The sequence below is a fragment of the Tomitella cavernea genome, from assembly GCF_016599145.1.
GTDB classification, from domain to species: domain Bacteria; phylum Actinomycetota; class Actinomycetes; order Mycobacteriales; family Mycobacteriaceae; genus Tomitella; species Tomitella cavernae.
In genome coordinates this window covers 31,137-46,782 of sequence record NZ_JAENKO010000012.1, presented here as the reverse complement: position 1 = coordinate 46,782, position 15,646 = coordinate 31,137, and the positions used below count along the sequence as shown (strand labels likewise).

Below are 15,646 nucleotides of genomic sequence, written 5' to 3'. Positions count from 1 at the left end.
CCTCCCGCCGCGCCCGCCCGGTACCGTCGCGGCGTGACGGATTACCAGAGCGACCCGGACTCGGACGACGCGATCGACCTGCTCCGCGAACACGAGCCCATCACCGGCGCAGAGTGGACCGAGCTGCTCGTCGGTGCAGGCTGGCGGCGGTCCGACGCGCAGGCCTTCGTTCACGACCCGCCGCAGCCGTACGTCGTCGAGTTCACGGACGGCCGCACCGTCGTGATGGACCGGATCGCCGACAGCATGGTCGTCACCCGGCGCGTGACCGCCGCCGAGATCGACGCCGACATTCTCGCGGACGCACCGGACTTGGCGATGCTCACGATCCTGCGGCCAAGCGCCCCCGTGGACCTGCCGATGCTCGGCGACCTTGCGGTGTTCGAGGAGCGCGGCGCGGAGGAGCTCGCCGAGTCGATCGACGCCGGGCTGGTCCTCGCGCCGGGGACGCTCGCCGGATACCGCCCCGGGGCCCTGATCGGCGTGCGCATCGCCGAGGACGGCGCGGTGTCGGTGGAACCGGTGCCGACGCCGGTGGAGGTGGATCTGCGCCCGGTCTTCGACGCGGCCGTCGCGCCCGGCGAGTCGGTGTACGTCGACGACATCCTGCACCAGGAGACGTGGGACCACGGGCTGCTGTGCACGCCCACGCTGCCCGTGTCCGAGCTGGTCGAGAAGGCGGGATACGTACTGGACAACGGGCATCTCGCCCGCTCGCATGCGGACCTCGAGACTTCCCGCCGCGAGTTGCGTGAGAGCATGCTCGCCGGCGAGGGCCCGGATGGCGGGGTGGGGCTGCGGATGCTCATGTTCTCCCGGATGGCTTCGGCGGAACGGGAAGAGGCGGTCCGCGCGGCGCTGGTGCGCAACCCGCAGGCCTTCGATGGCCTCGACGACTACGACGAGGTCATCGACCTGCTCGCGATGATCGACCAGTCGGTGCAGCACGCGGCGGCCGAGGAGGGCGATCCCGACGCCGACCGGGAGTACGGCGCCCTTCCCGCCGCTGCGGTCCGCCTGTACGCCGGGCTGCGTGAGACCAGCGAGCTGGTGGCCCGTTTCGCCCCCACCTGCGCCCGTCCCGCTGCCCTGTATCTGGCCTCTACCGCGGCGTTGCGGCTCAAGGACGTGGGCGGCGCCGAATCACTGCTGCGCGAAGCTCACGCAGCCGACAAGACCTGGCTGCTGAGCGTGCACGATCTCTTCGCGTTCGCGCTGATCCGGTCCGACTACGAGCGGGCGCTCTCCTACCTCCGTCGGCTTCCCGATCCCGACGAGAACCCGCTCATCCCGTTCCTCCAGGACACTCTCTCGCAAGCCGGTCCGGAGCCAGGGCGCAATGACCCGTGCTGGTGCGGTTCCGGCCGCAAGTACAAGAAGTGCCACCGCGGCACGCCGCGCGTGAGCCCCAAGCTGCGGAATCAGCTGCTGCAGACCAAGGCCTTCGCCTTCGCCCGGATGAGCCAGTTCGGGATCGTCATCGACGCGCTCGACGAGGCGCGAGCGACATACGTGGCGGAGGACGTCGTGCCCCAGTTGGCCGACGATCCGCTGGCCGCCGACGTCGCCCTGATCGAGGGCCGGCTGCTGGAGGCGTTCCTCGACTACTGCGGGCCGCTGCTGACCGACGAAGACAAGATGCTCGCGGCGCAGTGGATGCTGGTCGAACGGTCGGTGTACGAGGTGCTCGAATCGCGCCCCGGCGATGGCTTCACGCTCCGTGACGCGCGCGCCGGCGACCGGGTGGAGGTGACGGAACGGACGGGGTCGCGGGAGATCGGCACCGGCGAGTTCCTCTGTGTCCGCGTCGTCCCCGAGGGCGACGAGAACGTCATCTACGGCGGCATCGAGACGATCGACCCGGTGCTGCGCGGCGAGCTCATCGACATCCTCGACGAGCCGGTCGACCCGTTCGGGCTCATCGAGTTGCTCAGCCGCCGCTACGCCCCGCTGCAGATGCGCACCGCCACCGGTGAGGAGATGGTGATCTGTACGGGGACGTTCGTCATCCCCGACGCGACCGGCGTGGCCCGCAAGCTCAGCCGCCGCTACGGAAAACGCGACGGTGACGAGTGGACCTGGCTGGACGGGACGCGCGTCCTCGGCACGATTGCGCAGATCCCCGCGGAGGACGACGAGCTGGCGCTGACCGTCGACGCGATGAGCGAGGAGCGCTACGAGGCGATGACCGAGCACCTGCTCTCCATCGCTCCGGGCGCCGAGCTGGTCGACGAGTCGCGCAGCAGCGCCGCCGAGCTGATGGACCGGGCGGAGTCGGACGGTGCGGCGGCGTTGCCCGCGCCGGAGCTGGATCCCGCTGCGGCGGAGGCGCTTGAGGAATTCGTGCGCGACTACGAACGCAAGTGGGCAGACGAGTCCATTCCGGCACTTCAGGGGCGCACCCCGCGCGAGGCGGCCGAGGATCCCACCACCCGCGACGACGTGATCCGGCTGCTCGACTCGTTCCCGGAGGCCACCGGACCCGGCGGGATGAGCCCGGCCCGGCTGCGGGAGATGCTGGGGTTGTAGCTGAGCGAGTCCTTGTTTCGTGACCGGTGAGCGCGTGCCTACGATTTCGGATCGGAAACCGCAGGCATGCGCTCACTGGATTGGTGCGACGTCGCGTCGAGATCCGCCGACGGCGCCCGCCGGCCGCCGCATCCCTGGGATGATTGGTGCGATGCGTATACCGGTGGTGTTCGACGCGAAGAAGTACATATGGTTCGAGCCACCTGCGGTGGGGGACCAGGTGCGATGGCAGCTGTGGTGGACCGAGGAATGGAACCGGTACTGGGCAGGTCTCCGACCCGGGTGGCGACTGACCACGGAACTGCGCGCATCGTCCCGCGCGCCGAAGACCTATCTCGACCCGGATAGCCCGGCCGGCACTGTCATCAAGCAGTCTGCGATCGCGATCTGTGGCGATCTGCGCGCCAAGTATGTTGCACCGATCCCCATACCCGACTCCCTGACCATGTCCGGCGCACTCACCGTGAACGCAACAGAGAAGCGGCGGCCCGCGCGGGCCCCCGACGCGCCGGAAATGGATCCGGAAACCATCACCGTGGGCACGGTGACTGGGCTCCAGGTGGTGTCGGTGCTGCACGACTGGGGAGCGGTGGACCGGCACGGCTGGAGCGGTTTCGAGCCGATCGCTGGGAACGAATGGTTCTACGACGTAGTCCGGGCGCCCGCCAGACTGCACCATTACCGCCCGAGCGATCCCGATTCGAGCGCCGTGCGCAACGAGGTGCTCCTAGTGGATCTTGACGTGTCAGACGCGAGCGGCTGACCGGCGATCGCGGGCCCGTCCGGATCGTCGGTCCCGGTGCCGGGGGTCAAAAGTCGTATCCCGTCTCTGTGGCACCGCCGGAGCCGGACTCCTGGTACCGACGCAAATGCACGCTGCGGGCCAGGCGGATGACCGGGCGGATGAGCATCTCGACGCTGCCGATCACGAACAGGCACGTGCCGGCGAAGGTGAGGGTCTCGAAGAAGAAGAAAAAGCTGCCGATGACGAACCAGATGCCGATCAGGATGTCGTTGGCGATGCTGAGGACCTCGTACCGATGGCGGATCACCAGCTCTTCCGGTCCCATGTGAACGATGACGGGTCCCGGCCCGGATTCCATACCGGCCGGTCCGCGTGGTGGTGCGGGCATAGGTGCCTCCGCTCGGGTGCTGATCGGGTCTGGCTTCAGAGTCGATCGTTCCCGCCGCGCCCGCGCAGCGCAGGCCGGAGTCGCTCGACGAGGTGCGCCACTGAGAATGACAACGCCAGTTTGCCTCGATGCCGGTGGCGGCGGCCACCGCCTCCTGCGATACTTGTATCGCAGGAGGCGGTGGTGTGTCCATGTCGATCAGGCTCACGCTGGGGGAAGAGGCACGCTTGGATCGGCTGGCCAAACGCACCGGCCGTTCGAAGTCGTTCTATGTGCGTGAGGCGCTCCGAGAGCACCTCGACGAGCTGGAAGAGAAGTTCTGGGGGATGCCGTAGTGCAGGAGTGGGAAGAATCGGACAAGGCGAGTCGGCCGGCCCAGGACCTCTGGGATGAGCTGGGGTGTGACGGGCTGGCAACTCCGGACGACCACCAGATTCGATAGAGCAGCGCGAAGGCTCGATCGCCAGGTCGTCCAGCCGGGCTGACCTGCTTCACACCGGCGCACCACCGGCCTCCCACACGTCGCGCCACTTGGCCTCGATGCCGGTGGCGGCGAACGAGCCGAAGTTCCAGCGCCGGAACGCATCCACGACGTACCGGAGCTGATCGTGCTCGGGTCCCTCGGGGCTCACGGCGACCAGCGCCAGCCGGTGCTCCTTGCCCGCATTCCGCCCGGTGGTCACCTCGTTGCGCGTGACGAAGAACGTGTCCGCACCCATCACCCGGCCCTTCACCTCGATGAAGATGGTCCGGCCGTCGGCGGTGGTGGAGCGGACGTCGAAGCCCGGGTTGTTGTGCGGCATCTCCTCGGGCGTTCGGCCCAGCGCGCGCTCGGCGGCCAGCACCATGGCGACCGCACGGCGGTCCGAGGTGACCGTGTCGACGGCGTGCCGCGGTGGCGGGGTGGAGGATTCCGGAACCCGGCGCGGTTCCGCGGAACCGTCCTGTACCGCGGGCGAGCCCGGTTCCGCGGAACCGTCTGTTGGCGTATCAGCCGGTGCAGGTGGCGCCCCTGCCGTCGGAGCAGAACTCACGGGTGCCGCCGCCATCGATGCCGGCACCAGGATGGCTGCCCCGATAATCTCCGGCGGCAGCACCGTCAAACGCCCCCGCGCGTCGAGCTGTGCGCGTCGGGCCTGCATCCGCTGCTCCAGCGTGTCGGCGCGCGAGCGCAGTCGGGCCGGCGGGGTCCGCACCGCCCGCGTCGACCCGGCCTCCTGCGCCTGCTTGACCCGCGTCGCCTCGGCGTGCAGGAAGTTGATCTGCTGGGTGAGCCGCTTGGTCACGGCGGCGCGGGTGCGCTCCACGATCGGCCCCACCCGCCCGCGCACCTCGTCGAGCTGGCCCGGCTGGAACTCGCTCGCCGCCCAGTGCAGCGCCATCGACCGGGCCGCGGACGCGCCGCCGAGCTCGGCCGCCGCAGCTCCCACGTCCAACCCCGCGGGCGGCGGCCCCGCGTCCAGATACGGGGCCATGCCCAGGTCGTGGCCGCGGCCCTGGGAATCCAGGGCGACGAAGGCGAAGCGCTTGTCCACCACGGATCCGTCCCCGTCGACCACTTCACTGGTCAGCGCGACGAGCAGGCGCACGCCCCCGTCACCCTTCCCGCCCCGCTCGGCATCTCCGGCGACGCACAGCACCGCGCCCCGGCGCAACGCGTCGCCGTTCTGCGCGATCGTCGCGTCCAGTACCGCGTCCACCAGGGGGTGGCCGGGGGCGAGCAGCTCGGCGCGCGGGGCGCCCGCCCGATCGACGTCGTCGGGGTCGAACGTCACCCGGTGGTAGCGGGTGGTCACCGGACGCGCCCCCGGATCGCCGGCCTCGACGCGGCGTAGCGCCGCCGGCACGTGCGTGATCTCGCGGCGGGTGCCCTCGCGCGGCGCGATGGCGCCGCCGAGCCGGCGGAACGCCTCGGTGAACAGCGACTCCACGTAGTGCGGCTGCAGACGCCGGGCCCGCGCCTCGTCCATGGTGCGGCGCATGCGCTCGAGCTCGACAGGGCCGATGGTCTCGCGGGCCAGTGCCCGCTCGTGCACGAGCGACGTGAGCCCGGCGGACACCTCGGCGTCCACGACAGACTGCAGCTCGCGCATCCGCGCGGGATCGTCGCCGTAGCGGACGGCGCGCACCAGCAGGTCGCGCAGCGGCTGCTCGGAGAACGCCTCGCCGAGCACGTCGAACAGCCGCCCGCCGTAGGCTTTGCGCTGGGCGTCCATCTTTTCCAGCAGCCGGGTGAACACCTGGCCCTCGCGGGTGTCGTCGGCCACCAGGTTCCACAGGCGGCACACATGCTCCTGGCCGATGCGGTGGATGCGCCCGAACCGCTGCTCGATGCGGTTGGGGTTCCACGGCAGGTCGTAGTTGATCATCAGGTGCGCGGCCTGCAGGTTCAGTCCCTCGCCGGCGGCGTCGGTGGCGACGAGCACCTGCGCGGTGGGGTCGTGCGTGAACCGCTCGCGGATCGCGTGCCGCCGGGCGCGCGGAGTGCCGCCGTGGATGGTGAGCACCGCGTCGGGCCGCCCCAGCAGGCCTTCGATCTGGGCGGCCAGGTGGTCGAGGGTGTCGCGGTGCTCGGTGAACACGATGAGCTTGCGCGGCGTGCCGTCCGCCGCCCGCAGCAGCGCGCGGTCCAGCAACAGCATACGCAGCTCGGCCCACTTGCGGTCCTGGCCGCCGTCACGCACCCACGTCGCCAACTCGACGAGCTGGTCGAGCCGGGCGATCTCCACGCGCAGCTCGGCGGCCGTCTCCGCGGCGGTGGCGGCGTCGGCCACCTGCTCCTCGAGCAGCTCCGCCTCCGCAGCGTCGAGGTCGTCGAGGTCGGGGATGCGGTGCGGCAGGTGCGCGGGACGCTGCGCGGCGTCGTAGCGCCCGTTCTCCATGTCGTCCAGCCGGGTGCGGAGCCGGTCGCGGCGGCGGGCCAGCGACCGGGCGATGGCGTGCGCGCTGGAGGCGAGCCGCCGCTGCAGCACGGTGAGCGCGAAACCCACGGTGCGCGTGCGGGAACCGTTGAGCGCCTCGGCCCGGTTCATCTCGGTGCGGACGTAGTCGGTGACCGCCTCGTAGAGTTCGCGCTCCGCGGGGGAGAGGCTGTAGGGCACGGTCTCGGCGACGCGCTCGGGGAACAGCGGCGTGCCCTCGAAGGTGAGCAGCTCTTCCTTGACCATGCGCCGCATGATGCCGGTGGTGTCGAGGGTGTGCGCGCCCTCGCGGTACCGGCCGGCGAAGCGGTCGGGGTCCAGCAGAGCCAGGAACGCCTGGTAGTCCTCCTCGCTGCCGCTGTGCGGGGTGGCGGTCATGAGCAGCAGGTGGCGGGTGATGGCGTCCAGCGACCGGCCCAATTCATAGCGGCGGGTGGTCTTGAGCTCGCCGCCCCACCAGCGCGCGGACATCCGGTGCGCCTCATCCACCACGATCAGGTCCCACTCGGAGGCGGCCAGATGCTCCTGCAGTCGTTCGTCGCGGGCCAGCTGGTCCATGCGGGCGATCATCAGCTGATGGCCGGGGAACGGGTCACTCTGCGGCGAGCGTTCGATGAGCGGGCGGTCCAGCACGCGGGCGTGGATGTCGAAGCGGGTCGCCAGCTCCTCGCGCCACTGCTCTACCAGCGAACCGGGCGCGATCACGAGCATCCGCGTGAGGTCGCCGCGCAGCATCAGCTCCTTGGCGTACAGCCCGGCCATGATGGTTTTGCCTGCGCCCGGGTCGTCGGCCAGCAGGAACCGCAGGGGAGTGCGGGGCAGCAACTCGCCGTAGACGGCGCGGATCTGATGCGGCAGCGGGCGGACCTCGCTGGAGGTGACGGCCACCATCGGGTCGTGCAGGCCCGCCATGCGGATGCGCAACGCCTCGGCGGCCAGGCGGAATCGGGCGGGGTCGGCATCGAACGGCCAAACAGCGGTGCCGTCGTCTTCGGTGGTGCCGTCGTGCTCGGTGCTGGCGGGCTGTTCGTGGTCCAACCGTGCTCCCCTCGTCGCTGCCGCCGCAAAAATCACACTGCATGCACAACGTACTGTGCAGACTTTGCGGGTGCGCTGCGACACCGTAATCGCGTGGCGAGAACCGATGATGAGCTGGAGTGGCCGAGTTACGGCTTCTCGTTCAGCCGTCGGCTCCGGTACATCCGCCGCCACCGCAACCTCACCCAGGAGCAGCTGGCGCATCTGAGCGGCATGCACCGCAACCAGGTGTCCAACCTGGAGCGCAACACCAGCCGCGACGGCGGGTCGGCCGACCCGCACCTGTCCACCGTGTACAGCCTGGCGCGTGTGCTGCGCGTGCCGCCGGAGATGCTCATGCCGGATGCGGCCACAGCGGTGACGTTGCGCTCGCGGGAGACCGCCGACGACACGGCGTGGGGCGCCGTGGAAGTGCAACTGAGCCGACAACTCATGACCGAGCTGCCGCGCGAAGAGGCATCGCCGCGGTCGCTCAGGGCACTGCGACGCGACTGACCAGGGGCGGGGGAATGATGCAGTATCTCCGGGGCGGCGTCGTGCTCCCGACGGTCCTCGTGATCGCGATCTTCGCGATGACGAGCGTGGCCGTCATCGAATTCGATACGGCTGACGCGGATCGTCGGGACCCGGACGTCGCCTCCGGGGCGCGGTGGGCCGTCTACACCGCCCGCACCACGATGTAGATGATGGCGGCCAGGATAAGCAGGTAGCTGATCGCCATGACCACCCTGGTGGCGAGCTCACTGGTGGGAGGGAACATCCCCTTCATCGGGTGATCCGTCAGGTATTCCGCCATGGTCCGCGTACGCACCCGGTTGCCTGAACGGGCGTCGAACTCGTCTTCCCGCACTGTCGAATCCATGTCGCTACCGCCCTTTCCATGTGAAGCCGCTGTTCGCGCTGGGCGCTCCCGGAAGCGGTTTTGCACACCGGGGCCCTGCCGAGTGTTGGGCTCACCCTGATTGTAACGCCGTCCGCGAATACGGGTGAGTCTTGTCACGAAGCTGTGACGTGACGGCCGCCGGGTCGTGACGGGCCGGCCCTCGCGTGCATCCGAGCTCAGAATGCGGTGTGATCGGTGCATGGACGGCTGCGACTACGCGACGATGAATTTTCCGCTGCCGGATTGGGCCGGGGGGCTCGGACTCGAGCCGCACCCGGAGGGCGGATGGTTCCGCGAGACCTGGCGCAGCGGGACCACGCTGGCCGCGGCGGCGCTCCCGCCCGGGTTCCAGGGGCCGCGCTCGGCGGGCACCTCGATTCTGTTCCTGCTCGCGCCCGGGCAGCAGTCGGCATGGCACCGCGTGCCCGGCGCGGAGCTGTGGCTGCACCACCGGGGCGGGCCCGTAGCCCTCGAACTCGGCGGAACGGGGGACGCGCCGCGTGACACCATCGTCCGCGTTGTCGGCACGGACGTGGAGCGCGGCGAGTCGCCGCAGGCCGTGGTGCCCGAGTGGTGCTGGCAGCGCGCGCAGCCGCTCGGCGACGACGCCGGCCTCGTCGGCTGCGTCGTCGTCCCCGGCTTCGACTTCGCGGATTTCCGGATGCTCGACTGATGGGTTCGGCCGGCCCCGCAGAGACGACGGCCGCCCGGCACCGTGTGGTGCCGGGCGGCCGTCGAGGCAATAGTCGTTCTTCGCTGAGCGGTGGTCAGCCCTTGTACGGTTCCGCGCTCAGCAGCGTGACCTTCATCGTCCGGCCGCTGGGCACGAGGTACTCGCGGGTCTCACCGGCCTTGGCGTCGATGAGGGCGCCGCCCAGCGGGGAGCTGGGGGAGTAGATCTGCATCTCGTCTTCGGCGGAGGCCTCCTCGCGCGTGGCGATGAGGAACTTCTCCGTGTCGGACTCGTCGTCGCCGTAGTAGACCTCGACGACGGAGCCGGGGAGCGCGACACCCGACTTGGTGGGGGCCACGCCCACATTGGCGTTGCCGAGCAACTCCTGCAGCTGGCGGATGCGCGCCTCCTGCTGTCCCTGCTCCTCGCGGGCCGCGTGGTAGCCGCCGTTCTCCTTGAGGTCGCCTTCCTCGCGGCGTTCGTTGATCTCGGCGGCGATCACGGGACGATTCGCGACGAGGCCATCCAGTTCCGCCTTGAGCCGGTCGTACGACTCCTGGGTGAGCCAGGTCTCCTGCGTATCAGTCATGTCGGTCGCTCCATGGTCGTTCGTGGCCGCGAGCGGGTGGCCGGCTGGTCTCGCCGGCTGCCCGGACGGCCTCGACCCGTGGCGGCCGGATGTCCGCCACGGGGATCGGTTCGGTGTCGGGGACCGCGCCGAATCCCTCGGCGCGTCCCCGGCAGCCGCATAGAATGCAGCTGCCGTTAATGCAGCAGTACACGACTCGCCCGGAGCCGTGTACGCGACCAATGTACCACCGAAACGCGTGGCGTAAACGTATCCGCCGGTACGCCGGGCCGGCCGCATCGCTGTCGGGACGGCCCGTGTCGGAGTATCGGTGTCCGCCGCGGGGCGGACTGTCACGTCATCGCCGGTGCATCAACTCCCCGGCGGCGTGTCGGTGCCCAGGTAGGCGGGCACGTCGTAGGTGCATCCGTACACGTCCACGACGCCGCCCGGCGAGGAGGTGTGCAGCTTCGTGGTGACGACGGTGGAATCGAACTGGGTGGGCGGGAAGAAGACCTCCCGGCGGGCCACCTCGACGCCCTCACGGTTGCGCGCGCGGATGACGCACATGGCAGGGTCGGAGGGATCGTCGCGGGTCAGCGAGATGTCGGCCGCCATCTCGGTGTCGTCCAGGGCCTCGTAACGGATGGCCTGGCCCTCCAGGTCGGTGCTGCCGAGGGAGGAGTAGTACGAATACGCGGCTCCCGCGCCGAGCAGGACCACGCCGATGACGAGAACGATGAGCACGGCCTTGCGCCCCTTGGGGGAGAGCCGGCCGGTCTCGTACCGCGCCGACGGTGTCGGCGCACCGGTGGCATTCCCGCGGGAGGCGTCCCCGTCGGTGGAGTTCATGGCCTCGTCCTCAGTGTTCATGTCAGACCGTTCTTACCACGATCGGGGAGGCGGACGCCGCTGCAGGGCTGTCGAGGTAGACGCGGGTCACAGGGGGTGGGCCGGTGGCGGGCGACCCCGTGGGGATGGGACCATGGAGCGGGTACATGTGGTATTCGCGGGAGCGGGTGCCGATGCTGCGGGGCCGCCAGCGGAACCGGACCCGCGGCGTGTGCGTGTACTCCGTTCCACCAGCCATCCGGTCCGCACAGATTTCGAGGTGAAGATTCCAGTGAGCACCTACCGGCTCATGGCGGTGCATGCCCACCCCGACGACGAGTCGAGCAAGGGCGCGGCGACCATGGCCAAGTACGCCGCCGAGGGTAACGACGTCCTGGTGGTCACCCTGACCGGCGGCGAACGCGGCGACATCCTCAATCCGGCGATGGACGTCGAGGGGGTGCGCGACCGGATGCCGGACGTGCGGCGCGAGGAGATGGCCGCCGCGGCCGCGATCCTCGGCGTGCGGCAGACGTGGCTGGGCTTCGTCGATTCGGGGCTGCCGCAGGGCGATCCGTTGCCGCCCTTGCCGGAGGGCTGCTTCGCCCTGGAGCCGCTCGAGGTCCCCACGGAGGCGCTGGTCCGGCAGATCCGCGCGTTCCGGCCGCACGTGATGATCACCTACGACGAGAACGGCGGCTACCCGCACCCCGACCACATCAAATGCCACGAGGTGTCGATGGCGGCCTTCGAGGCGGCGGCTGACCCCGAGGCCTACCCGGACGCGGGCGAGCCCTGGCAGGTCAGCAAGGTCTACTACACGCACGGCTTCATCCGTAAGCGTCTGCAGCTGTTCGGCGAGGCGATGGAGGAGGCCGGCAAGGCCAACCCGTTCGCTGCCTGGTTGGACCGGTGGAAAACCGAACAGGGCGATTTGATGGCCCGTGTCACCACGCAGATCGAGTGCGCGGAGTTCTTCCCCCACCGCGACAAGGCGCTCATCGCGCACGCCACCCAGATCGACCCCAACGGCAACTTCTTCGTGGTGCCGTTGGAGACGCAGCAGCGGCTGTGGCCCACCGAGGAGTTCGAGCTGGCCAAGACCACCGTGCGCACAGCCATCCCCGAGAGCGACCTGTTCGCCGGGCTGGACGGGGAGGCGGCGTCGTGACCGGCGCCGTGTCCCTGGCCGCGGCGCAGGGCGCCGTCGTGTTGGCCGACTGGGGCAATAAGGATCTCACCGGCGGGCGCGGTGCCGAGTTCGGCAAGGCGTCGCCGCTGGGGCTGCTGCTCATCCTGGCTCTTCTGGTGGGCATCGTCTTCCTCATGCGATCGATGAACCGTCAGCTCAAGAAGGTGCCCAAGTCGTTCGACACCGACGACGATCAGGGCGGCGCCGGCAACGACGGCGGCGCGTCCGCCGCAGGCGGGCCCGACGGCGACGGCTCAGACGGCGGCGGCTCGGTAGTGCCGGACGGGAAGCCGGCCGGCGACGGCACCGGGTCGGCCGACGGACCCGGAAAACCGGGGGCATAGCCCGGCGGCCGCCCGATCCCGCCCCCGCGGCCGTCCACGCGGCCTAGCGTGGAGGCATGACCAACGAACTGGCCGACGCCACCTCCCCGTATCTGCGTCAGCACGCCGGCAACCCGGTGCACTGGCAGCAGTGGGGTGACGCCCCGTTCGCCGAGGCGCGCGAACGCGACGTCCCCGTCCTGCTGTCGATCGGGTACTCGTCGTGCCACTGGTGCCATGTGATGGCCCACGAGTCCTTCGAGGACCCGGCGGTGGCGCAGGTGATGAACGACAACTTCGTGTGCATCAAGGTGGACCGCGAGGAGCGGCCCGACCTGGACGCGGTGTACATGAACGCCACCGTCGCGTTGACCGGGCAGGGCGGCTGGCCCATGACGTGCTTCCTCACCCCGGACGACGCCGCACCGTTCTACGCGGGCACCTACTATCCGCCGGCCCCGCGCGGCGGCATGCCCGGCTTCGTGCAACTGCTCACCGCCATCAGCGATACCTGGGCCACCCGCCGCGACGAAGTGCGCACCGCCGCGGCCTCGGTGGTCGAACACCTGCAGGCGGCGGCGCAGGTACTGCCCGACGGCACCCGGCCCGTGGGCGCGGCGCTGCTCGACGATGCGGTGGGCGCGGTCCTCGATGACGAGGACGCTGTGCACGGCGGGTTCGGCGGTGCCCCCAAGTTCCCGCCGCAGGCACTACTCGAGGGGCTGCTGCGGCATCACGAGCGCACGGGCTCGGCGCCGGCGCTGCAGGCGGTGCGCCGCACTGCCGACGTGATGGCGCGCGGCGGCATCCACGACCAGCTCGCCGGCGGCTTCGCGCGGTACTCGGTGGATCCCGGGTGGGTGGTGCCGCACTTCGAGAAGATGCTCTACGACAATGCGTTGCTCTTGCGTGTGTACGCCCACCTGGCCCGGCGCACGGGGTCGGTGGCCGCGGGACGCGTGGCGGGCGACTGCACGGAGTTCCTGCTGCGCGATCTCCGCACGCCAGAGGGCGGATTCGCCTCAGCGCTGGACGCCGATACCGACGGGGTCGAGGGAGCCACCTACGTCTGGACGCACGACCAACTCGCCGCCGCGGTAGGAGAGGACGACGGCGCGTGGGCGGCCAAGCTGCTGGGCGTCACCGAGTCCGGCACGTTCGAGGCGGGCGCCTCTGTGCTGCAGTTGCGCGAGGAACCGGACGATCCTGCGCGGTGGGCGGACGTGCGCGCGCGGCTGCTGCGGGCCCGGAACAGCAGGCCGCAACCGGGTCGCGATGACAAGGTTGTCACGGCATGGAACGGCATGGCGATCCTGGCTCTCGTCGAGGCATGGTCGTGGCGCGCGAGCCTCGGCGACGGGTCGGAAGGCGGCGAGGGTGCGGGGCCCGTCGGCGGCTCGGCGGAGGACGCGTGGCTGACTGCGGCGGAGGACTGCGCGCGCCTGCTCCTGGGCACGCACAAGGTGGACGGCCGACTGCGGCGGTCTTCGCTGGGCGGGCGCGTGGGCGCGGCCGCCGCGGTGCTCGAGGACTACGCGTACCTGGCGTCGGGCCTGCTGGCGCTGCACTGCGCCACGGGCGCGCAGGAGTGGCTCACCGAGGCGCAGGACCTCATCGACACTGCCGTCGACCTGTTCGCCGACCCGGACTCGCCCGGCAGCTGGTTCGACACCGCCGCGGACGCGGAGACGCTGGTGCACCGGCCGCGCGACCCGGTGGACGGCGCCACCCCCTCCGGCGCGTCGGCGATCACCGACGCGCTGCTGACGGCCTCCGCCTTGGCCGACGCCGGCTCCGCCGCCGGGTACCGCACGGCCGCCGAGTCGTCGCTGGACCGCGCAGCCGTGCTGCTCGAACGCGCGCCGCGGTCGGCGGGCAACTGGCTGGCGGTCGCCGAGGCGGCCGAGCACGGCCCGATGCAGGTGGCCATCGCGCACGCCCCGGGCGACAGCGGCATGGTGGCGCTGGCGCGGCGCCTCGCGCCGGGCGGCGCGGTGGTGGTGGGCGGCCCGAGGGACTCCACGCCGCTGTTGGCGGACCGCCCGCTGCTGCGCGACCAGGCGACCGCCTACGTGTGCCGGCACTTCGTGTGCGACAGGCCGTCCACGTCGGAGACAGAGCTGCGGGGCCTGCTCGAGGCGTCGCTGCGGGGCCCCGCAGGGGACAGCGGGGCCGCGCACCGCGCCGATTCCGCGGCCGACCGGCTGCTGTTCCCGCCACCGGGCACCGAACCCGGTCAGACCTTCATCTGACCGGCGGACGGCGCGCCGTTGGCCGCGGCGATGCGCACCTGGCGTGCGGTGCGCACCGCCGCGGCGAAATCACGGAGCAGGTCGACGGTATCGCCCCAGGCCATGCACTTGTCGGTGACCGACTTGCCGTAGACGAGCGGCTCGGCGTCGAGGCCCTGATTGCCGGCCTCGATGAAGCTCTCGAGCATGACGGCGGCGATCGCGTCCTCGCCGGCCGCGATCCGCCCGGCGATCTCGCGGGCCACGGCGACCTGGCGCACGTCGTCCTTGCCGCTGTTGGCGTGGCTCGCGTCGATCATGACCCGCTCGGCGAGCCCGGCAGCGCGCAGCCGCTCGACGGCGCCGGCCACGTCACCGGCCGCGTAGTTGCTGCCGCCGCGCCCGCCGCGCAGGATCACGTGGCCCGCGACGTTGCCGCGGGTGCGGACGATCGCGGTACGGCCGTCCTCGGTGCTTCCGAAGAACACGTGCGGGGCGCGGGCGGCACCGCAGCCGTCGACGGCCACCTGCACGTTGCCATCGGTGGCGTTCTTGAACCCGATGGGCATCGACAGCCCGGACGCGAGCTGGCGGTGCACCTGGCTCTCGGTGGTGCGCGCGCCGATGGCGCCCCACGACACGGCGTCGGCGATGTACTGGGGGCTGATGGGCTCGAGGAACTCGCAGCCCACCGGAAGCCCCGCGTCGAGTACGTCGAGCAGCAGCTCACGGGCCATGCGCAGGCCGCGGGGCACGTCGAACGTCTCATCCAGGCCGGGGTCGTTGATGAGACCCTTCCAGCCGGTGGTGGTGCGTGGCTTCTCGAAGTACACGCGCATCACCACGAGGACGTCCTCGCGGACTTCGCGGGCCACCGCGGCGAGCCGGGCGGCGTAGTCGCGGGCCGCGTCGGGGTCATGGACGGAGCACGGGCCGACGACGAGCAGGACGCGGTCGTCGGTGCCGTCGAGCACGCGGGCGATCTCGTCGCGGCTGCGCTCCACCAGGCGGGCCCGGTCCGTGCCCAGCGGCTGTGCGCCCACCAGCTCGCGCGGCGTGGGCAGGTGGTCGAAGCCCGCCACGTTGCGGTCGGTGGTGCTCGCGGCGCCGGCGGGGGAGTCGAGGATCGTGGTCACGGTCAGGGCCTTTCGGTGTGGTGAGGGAACTGCTCTGCGGAGCGGGCCCCGTCCGCGATCCGGTCCGGAAGCCCGTCTTTCATGACGAAAGGCAGAGACCGTGGGTCTCTGCCTTGGGCTCCGGATGCGGAAGTTGATCAGCGTGCGCGACCAACGGCCCCATCCGGAGCCGTGGTAAAGCGCCAATA

General features: G+C 70.8%; 15 protein-coding genes. 9 read left to right on the top strand and 6 right to left on the bottom strand.

Annotated features, from left to right (window positions below; all coding sequences use genetic code 11):
- Positions 1-33: 33 nt before the first annotated feature.
- On the top strand, positions 34-2,529 hold the full coding sequence (locus JJ683_RS19630) for an SEC-C metal-binding domain-containing protein (protein ID WP_200172460.1): 2,496 nt from the start codon (positions 34-36) through the stop codon (positions 2,527-2,529).
- 151 nt (positions 2,530-2,680) lie between these two features.
- Positions 2,681-3,292, top strand: a complete 612-nt coding sequence (locus JJ683_RS06800) for a hypothetical protein (protein ID WP_200172458.1) — start codon at positions 2,681-2,683, stop codon at positions 3,290-3,292.
- Between the two features lie 46 nt (positions 3,293-3,338).
- On the opposite strand, the gene JJ683_RS06795 is transcribed toward JJ683_RS06800, so the two are convergent.
- Positions 3,339-3,599 carry a YrhK family protein gene (locus JJ683_RS06795; protein WP_242474469.1) on the bottom strand — a complete coding sequence of 87 codons (261 nt, stop codon included), beginning with the start codon at positions 3,597-3,599 and terminating at the stop codon, positions 3,339-3,341.
- 254 nt (positions 3,600-3,853) lie between these two features.
- Between JJ683_RS06795 and relB the strand changes: the two genes are divergently transcribed.
- Entirely contained in the window at positions 3,854-3,997 is a 144-nt protein-coding gene (gene relB, locus JJ683_RS06790) for a type II toxin-antitoxin system RelB family antitoxin (RefSeq protein WP_200172456.1), read from the top strand.
- Between the two features lie 156 nt (positions 3,998-4,153).
- Here relB and JJ683_RS06785 read toward each other — a convergent pair whose 3' ends face one another.
- Entirely contained in the window at positions 4,154-7,621 is a 3,468-nt protein-coding gene (locus JJ683_RS06785; RefSeq protein WP_242474468.1) for a helicase-related protein, read from the bottom strand.
- Positions 7,622-7,714: 93 nt separating this feature from the next.
- Here JJ683_RS06785 and JJ683_RS06780 point away from each other — a divergent pair, with 93 nt between their 5' ends.
- Both JJ683_RS06780 and JJ683_RS06775 read left to right on the top strand, forming a co-directional pair.
- Positions 7,715-8,116, top strand: a complete 402-nt coding sequence (locus JJ683_RS06780) for a helix-turn-helix domain-containing protein (protein ID WP_200172455.1) — start codon at positions 7,715-7,717, stop codon at positions 8,114-8,116.
- A 14-nt stretch (positions 8,117-8,130) separates the two neighbouring features.
- On the top strand, positions 8,131-8,304 hold the full coding sequence (locus JJ683_RS06775) for a hypothetical protein (RefSeq protein ID WP_200172454.1): 174 nt from the start codon (positions 8,131-8,133) through the stop codon (positions 8,302-8,304).
- Here the strand turns inward: JJ683_RS06775 and JJ683_RS06770 are convergent.
- Entirely contained in the window at positions 8,280-8,483 is a 204-nt protein-coding gene (locus JJ683_RS06770; protein ID WP_200172453.1) for a hypothetical protein, read from the bottom strand. The genes JJ683_RS06775 and JJ683_RS06770 overlap by 25 nt on opposite strands.
- Positions 8,484-8,703: 220 nt before the next feature.
- Between JJ683_RS06770 and JJ683_RS06765 the strand changes: the two genes are divergently transcribed.
- Positions 8,704-9,177 (top strand): cupin domain-containing protein, encoded by a 474-nt coding sequence (locus JJ683_RS06765; RefSeq protein WP_242474467.1) that lies wholly within the window; start codon positions 8,704-8,706, stop codon positions 9,175-9,177.
- Between the two features lie 94 nt (positions 9,178-9,271).
- Here the strand turns inward: JJ683_RS06765 and greA are convergent, their stop codons facing one another.
- On the bottom strand, positions 9,272-9,766 hold the full coding sequence (gene greA, locus JJ683_RS06760; protein WP_200172452.1) for a transcription elongation factor GreA: 495 nt from the start codon (positions 9,764-9,766) through the stop codon (positions 9,272-9,274).
- A gap of 351 nt (positions 9,767-10,117) precedes the next feature.
- On the bottom strand, positions 10,118-10,618 hold the full coding sequence (locus JJ683_RS06755) for a DUF4307 domain-containing protein (RefSeq protein ID WP_200172451.1): 501 nt from the start codon (positions 10,616-10,618) through the stop codon (positions 10,118-10,120).
- 250 nt (positions 10,619-10,868) lie between these two features.
- Between JJ683_RS06755 and mca the strand changes: the two genes are divergently transcribed.
- The 3 genes from mca to JJ683_RS06740 are packed head-to-tail and all read left to right on the top strand — an operon-like array spanning position 10,869 to position 14,343.
- Complete coding sequence (gene mca / locus JJ683_RS06750; protein WP_200172513.1) at positions 10,869-11,747, top strand: mycothiol conjugate amidase Mca; 879 nt, start codon at positions 10,869-10,871, stop codon at positions 11,745-11,747.
- Positions 11,744-12,112, top strand: coding sequence for a hypothetical protein (locus JJ683_RS06745; protein ID WP_372435253.1), 369 nt, complete (start codon positions 11,744-11,746; stop codon positions 12,110-12,112). Before mca ends, JJ683_RS06745 begins: the two co-directional genes overlap by 4 nt.
- Positions 12,113-12,168: 56 nt before the next feature.
- Positions 12,169-14,343 (top strand): thioredoxin domain-containing protein, encoded by a 2,175-nt coding sequence (locus JJ683_RS06740; RefSeq protein WP_200172449.1) that lies wholly within the window; start codon positions 12,169-12,171, stop codon positions 14,341-14,343.
- On the opposite strand, the gene JJ683_RS06735 is transcribed toward JJ683_RS06740, so the two are convergent.
- Positions 14,328-15,458 carry a 3-deoxy-7-phosphoheptulonate synthase gene (locus JJ683_RS06735; protein WP_200172447.1) on the bottom strand — a complete coding sequence of 377 codons (1,131 nt, stop codon included), beginning with the start codon at positions 15,456-15,458 and terminating at the stop codon, positions 14,328-14,330. The two genes, JJ683_RS06740 and JJ683_RS06735, sit on opposite strands and share 16 nt — an antisense overlap.
- Between the last annotated feature and the right edge of the window lie 188 nt (positions 15,459-15,646).

What these genes read in the sequence shown, in the direction of transcription:
- JJ683_RS06795 (WP_242474469.1), bottom strand. Translation starts at nt 3,599, where the DNA reads ATGGGACCGGAAGAGCTGGTGATCCGCCATCGGTACGAGGTCCTCAGC.
- JJ683_RS06775 (WP_200172454.1), top strand. Translation starts at nt 8,131, where the DNA reads ATGATGCAGTATCTCCGGGGCGGCGTCGTGCTCCCGACGGTCCTCGTG.
- JJ683_RS06800 (WP_200172458.1), top strand. Translation starts at nt 2,681, where the DNA reads ATGCGTATACCGGTGGTGTTCGACGCGAAGAAGTACATATGGTTCGAG.
- JJ683_RS06765 (WP_242474467.1), top strand. Translation starts at nt 8,704, where the DNA reads ATGGACGGCTGCGACTACGCGACGATGAATTTTCCGCTGCCGGATTGG.
- greA (WP_200172452.1), bottom strand. Translation starts at nt 9,766, where the DNA reads ATGACTGATACGCAGGAGACCTGGCTCACCCAGGAGTCGTACGACCGG.
- JJ683_RS06740 (WP_200172449.1), top strand. Translation starts at nt 12,169, where the DNA reads ATGACCAACGAACTGGCCGACGCCACCTCCCCGTATCTGCGTCAGCAC.
- relB (WP_200172456.1), top strand. Translation starts at nt 3,854, where the DNA reads ATGTCGATCAGGCTCACGCTGGGGGAAGAGGCACGCTTGGATCGGCTG.
- JJ683_RS06755 (WP_200172451.1), bottom strand. Translation starts at nt 10,618, where the DNA reads ATGAACACTGAGGACGAGGCCATGAACTCCACCGACGGGGACGCCTCC.
- JJ683_RS06770 (WP_200172453.1), bottom strand. Translation starts at nt 8,483, where the DNA reads ATGGATTCGACAGTGCGGGAAGACGAGTTCGACGCCCGTTCAGGCAAC.